General features: G+C 36.7%; 3 protein-coding genes. 2 read left to right on the top strand and 1 reads right to left on the bottom strand.

What is annotated here, in order from left to right; translation table 11 throughout:
- Nucleotides 1-138 precede the first annotated feature (138 nt).
- A complete protein-coding gene (locus PN497_RS08650; RefSeq protein ID WP_272109926.1) occupies nucleotides 139-1734 on the bottom strand; it encodes a serine/threonine-protein kinase in 1596 nt (531 codons plus the stop codon).
- 301 nt (nucleotides 1735-2035) lie between these two features.
- On the opposite strand from PN497_RS08650, the gene PN497_RS08645 reads away from it, so the two are divergent.
- Nucleotides 2036-2578: a COP23 domain-containing protein gene (locus PN497_RS08645; RefSeq protein WP_096566959.1), complete on the top strand. Its 543-nt coding sequence runs from the start codon at nucleotides 2036-2038 to the stop codon at nucleotides 2576-2578.
- Between the two features lie 333 nt (nucleotides 2579-2911).
- Nucleotides 2912-5385, top strand: a 2474-nt coding sequence (locus PN497_RS08640) for a tetratricopeptide repeat-containing S1 family peptidase (protein ID WP_272109924.1), incomplete at its 3' end; no start/stop codon positions are given.

Here is a 5385-nt window from a genome sequence, read left to right as displayed (position 1 = left end):
TTCTTTGCCATCTCTTGAAATCCCAAAAAATGCACACTTTTTCCGGTATACCCTTCAAAACCCTTGCACTAATTTCTGTGTTTATCAGCCTCTAACCTTTGATATATCAAGGTTTTAGGTTTATTCAGCAAACCCTAATTACCAGAGTTTGTTTGTTTCCAGTTTAAAGGATTTAATTATAGTGTCTTCCACAGTTTTTACAAACTCTGGATAGGATTTATCTTCAGCGCGATAGGTGAGAATATAGGCTTTTTGACCATTAACAATCCATACTTGCATTTCTTGGAAATTTACCTTGTGAATATTATCTCTGCTTTCATAAACTACTTGATAACCTTGTGTTTCACCAAGTTGTATAGGTTCAGATTTGATAATTTTCGTATTTTGTCCTGATTCTTCAATTCGTTGGATAGAAAACTTAGTATAATCTTCCAAAGTTTCCGACGAGAATAACTCCTCTGTAGTGATAAAAAACTCTGGAGTTAGAGAAGATGAAATCGTATTTTTCGGAACAATTCGCGTTAATTGATCTATAGCTGGCGTTTCTTCCCAATCTTTAGGATATTGAAACTTAATCCCAGATTTTGCATATTCTACTACTTCTACTACTTTTGGTGATCGCAAATAACTATTAACACCTATCACACCAACAATTATTGGCAATATCAAAAACACCGATTTGATCAATAAAGGCTTTAATGTTTCAAGTTGTTTAGGAATAATTGTTGGTGGTTCAGTCGGTGGTTCAGTCAGTGGTTTACTTATTCGAGATTCATTTATAGCCTTCATCACTTCTGCTGCTGATTGAAACCGATGTCTAGGGTTAACCTTGAGCATTTTATCTAAAATATTAGCTAGAGAAGGGCTAATAATTCTACTAGCTTGTTGTCGCCAATTTTGGTAATTATTGCTAAGGTAATCAACGGGAGTTGTACCTGTGAGTAACTCCAGACAAGTAACAGCCAAACTATATAAATCACTAGACGGATAAATTTGTCCTATTATTCCTTCTTCAGGTCTTTGTTCAGGAGCAGCGTATACTTTTGTATGAAAAACTATAGCTGATTGTACATTTATTTGACCGGAGAAAACCTGTTTTACCGCCCCAAAATCAATTAAAAATAGTTTTTGTGTGGCTGTTTCTCTAACAATATTACTGGGTTTAATATCTCGATGGATAGAATTTTGATCATGAATAAATTGTAAAATCGGTAAAATTTGCTTTAAAAAATCTAAAGTCTCTGTTTCGGAAAAACGACCTTTTCTTTTGAGTTCCTTAGATATATCTTCACCTTGGATATATTGTTGTACTAAATATTTAAACTCAAGTTCTTCTTGTTGACCAAAAGCAGGAGCAGTAAAGGAAAAATAATCATATAAAGTAGGAATATTCCCGCTATTATCACCTAAAAATTCTAAAACCTGAGCTTCTCGATCAAAAGCTGCTTTGATTCCTTCAACAATTTTGTCACCAATTTCCGGGTTGTCATTAATATTCAATCGTTTGATCACACATTGACGCTGATTCACAGAATCTAAATCAATACCTTGAAAAGTAGCGCCAAATCCCCCTTTCCCCAGAGGTTTAATAGTTTGATAATGTCCCTTTCTCCCCTTTAATATTAGGGGCATTCCACAAGCTTGACAAAATATTCCCGACTTAGTGTGAGAATCTGGAGAGTCAGGAAAACGGTTTTCAGGACTAGGGCAGTGGGGTCGGGTACAATAGTACATGATAGATAAAATAATACATGATATAGTTACAGTATTGATCCATCAGATTGGATTGTATCATAAAATGAACTTCTAAGTAAACACCTGAATATTTTCAAAAAATTAGTATATAATTAATTTATGTGTGTATCAAGTAGCCTTGCTGAATTGAGACATGAAAATCAAAAATTCCATATCTCAAACTCCGCGCCTCTGCGTCTCTGCGTGAGAAAAATTCATATTTTCACTCACCAACACCTATAAAGTTTAAAAGAAAGTAGCGCCATAATCACCAAAATTCAGTAATCAAAGGTCAAGTATTATGCAACTACCAGCATTAACTAGTGTCTTAACATTCACCGCATTGACAGTTACCCTGAGTGTTAACCCTGGTTTGAGTCAAGAGATTCCCAAGCAAGAAGTTAGTTTTGCTTGTCGTTCAATTTCTTACAAAGGTAATACGGAAAAAGTTCCCACTACCATGGCCTTCGTTCCCAACAAAAAACATGACCCTTATGTACCCATAATTGCTTGGAGATCCGACTCTTTTCCCAATAGCGGATGGACTCCTACAAAACGCTGTGAAACAGTAAGTAGAAAATTCCAGCAATTTCACCAACAAGGCCAATTAGATTATTTAACAACCGGTAAGTTGAACGGTTTGGGAGTTATCTGTGCAGCTAAACCTGGTCAATGCAATAAAAACAATATTTTATTTAGTGTCAGACCAGGTGTAAACCCCACTACAGTTTTAGCTGAACTTAATGAAATCAGAGAAGGTAGAACTTCAGACTTAAATTGGCAAAATTCCGGTGAAAATACTTACTTGAATCTGGGTGAATATCTCAGAAATATCTCTAAATAACAAAATACCCCACCCTCTCACAAGGGTAGGTATTTTACATTGTCGTGAGGGCAAGACTTGGAGGACAAGGCAGACAAGGTGACAAGGGAGGAAATACGTAACTAAAATGTACAATTGGTAACAAAAACTGAGGCTAAACAGACCTTGTACTGAGCGAAGCCGAAGTACATTTTTCGTATAAAATCTTCCTTGTCTACTTTCCCTCCTTGTCTTCCTGGTCCTGCCTTCACAGATAATATTAAAAACCTACCCTTGTCAGAACCCTCCCCCTCCTTGACAAAGGGGGATTAAGGGGGGTAAACCACTACTAATAAAAACACTATTTAACTAATTATGAAACGTCAAATTGCCATTATCTCCTGCTTACTACTGCTACCCTATCCAGTGTCAGCAATAGAAACCCAAATCAAAACTACAAAACTTACACCAATATCCCAAAAGTGCAAATTACAACCAGAAGATCCACTAAACGGTATTTATTCAAACCGACAATTAGAAACCATTGCTAAACAAATTACAGTTAGAGTCAGAGACAAAGAAAGAGGCGCTTCCGGGACAATTTTCGCTAGAAAAGGTAACTCTTATTTAGTAGTGACTAATTCCCACGTTGTCAGAAGAATTAATAACATCAATATTATCACAGCCGATGGTCAAAAATATGCAGCTAAGATATTACCTAATACTAACTTTGATCAATTTGATTTAACTATATTAGAATTTACATCTAATCAACAATATTGTTTACCATCAGAAATTGCGGACAGAATCGCCTCCTTTGATATTAACTTAGAAACACCAGTTATAGCCGCAGGATATGCTGTATCTGAAGATAAATTAGTATTCACAACAGGAGAAGTACAACAAATCATCTCCCAACCGAGTTTAAAAGATGGTTATGAAATTGGCTATACCAGCGATATTCAACAAGGAATGAGTGGCGGTCCAATTATTAGTAATACAGGAAATTTAATAGGAATTAATGGCATTAGTTCCTATCCTTTAGTCAATTCTGCTTATGTTTATACCGACGGAAAACGCCCCACAAATACAGAAATTCAAGAGTTCAGAAAACTGAGTTGGGGAATACCCATTAAAACCGTTTTAGCTCAAGTTAAACCAGAAGTTCTCACCGCTTATAATTTACCTATCCCAGATATTAAACAGACAATAGCAGAAGTACCATTAACAGGTTGGTTAGGAGAACTAGAAGCAAAAGCTCAACAAATTACCGTCAGAATTGATAGCAGTAGCGGTAGTAATGGTTCAGGGGTAATTATTGCTAAGGAAGGAGATATTTACACCGTTTTAACTGCGGCTCATGTAGTTTGTAAACCACCAGATAAAGTAGGACTATGCGAGGCAAATACTTATAAAATCCTCACAGTAGATGGTAAACAATATAACGTAGAACCAAGCACGATTAAATTAGAAGAAGGGGTAGATTTAGCAGTAGTTAAATTCACCAGTCAGGACAATTATCAAGTTGCCACCTTAGCAGATTATCCTACCAAAGATAATGAATATATGTTCACGGCGGGTTATCCCAGGTTAGGAGAAAAATCACCTTGGCGGTTTACATTGGGACAAATTTATAGTAAGGAAGTAGGATTATTAAATACTACCCAATCAGATTTTAATACTAATAGTTCTGGTACAGCCCAAAGTGCAGCTTCTTTAACAGGAGGATATGAATTAGTTTATAGTAGTATCACCTTTGGCGGCATGAGTGGGGGACCTGTTTTAGATTCCCAAGGGCGGGTAATAGGTATTCATGGCAGAACTGATGGAGAAACTGCTATTGATAATAATAGTAGTAGTCAAGAAACTATCCAATTAGGTAATAGTTTGGGTATTCCGGTGAGTACATTTTTGGCATTAGCTACCCGACTGAACACCTCAGCACAAAAGGTAGAAACCACTCCAACACCAGAACTAAATCAACAAGAAGTTGAGTCTATTAAAACAGCGATTTTATCAGTAGATGTATCTCAAAGTAATACTACCGCCAGTCAATGGTTAGCAAGAGGAAATCAACTGTGGCGGTTACGTCGTTATCCAGAAGCAATACAGGCTTTTGATGAAGCAATTAAGCAAAAACCAGAGTTTATTCACCTGGCTTATTATGGCAAAGGTTTGGCGTTATATTGGAGTGGAAAAGGTTCAGAAGCTATAACTGCATTAGAACTAGCAGTGAAATTTAAACCAGAGTTTGTTCCTGCTTGGGATTATTTAAGTGTAGCTTATAGAGAATCAAACCAACTGGATAAAGCCTTAGTAGCTATCAATGAAGCGATTCAACTCCAGCCGAATAATCCTAATTTGTATAATGAGAAGCGGGGAGTTTTAAGTGATTTAAAAAGATATAAAGAAGCAGCAGCAGCGATAAATAAAGCCATTGAACTCAGTCCCCGTGCAGCATTTTACAACAACCGGGGAAATGTCCGTAAGGAATTAGGAGATAAGCAAGGTGCTATAGATGATTACAACCAAGCTATCAAGATTAATCCTAACTTTGCCAATGCTTACTACAACCGGGGAAATGTCCGTAATGAATTAGGAGATAAGCAAGGTGCTATAGATGATTACACCCTAGCTATCAAGATTAATCCTAACTATGCCAATGCCTACTACAACCGGGGAGTTGTCCGTAATGATTTAGGAGATAAGCAAGGTGCTATAGATGATTACACCCAAGCTATCAAGATTAATCCTAACCTTGCCCTAGCCTACTACAACCGGGGAGTTGTCCGTAATGATTTAGGAGATAAGCAAGGTGCTATAGATGATTACAACCAAGCTATCAAGAT

The sequence above is a fragment of the Sphaerospermopsis kisseleviana CS-549 genome, assembly GCF_028329225.1.
GTDB classification, from domain to species: Bacteria; Cyanobacteriota; Cyanobacteriia; order Cyanobacteriales; family Nostocaceae; genus Sphaerospermopsis; species Sphaerospermopsis kisseleviana.
This window is presented reverse-complemented; position numbering and strand designations above follow the sequence as displayed.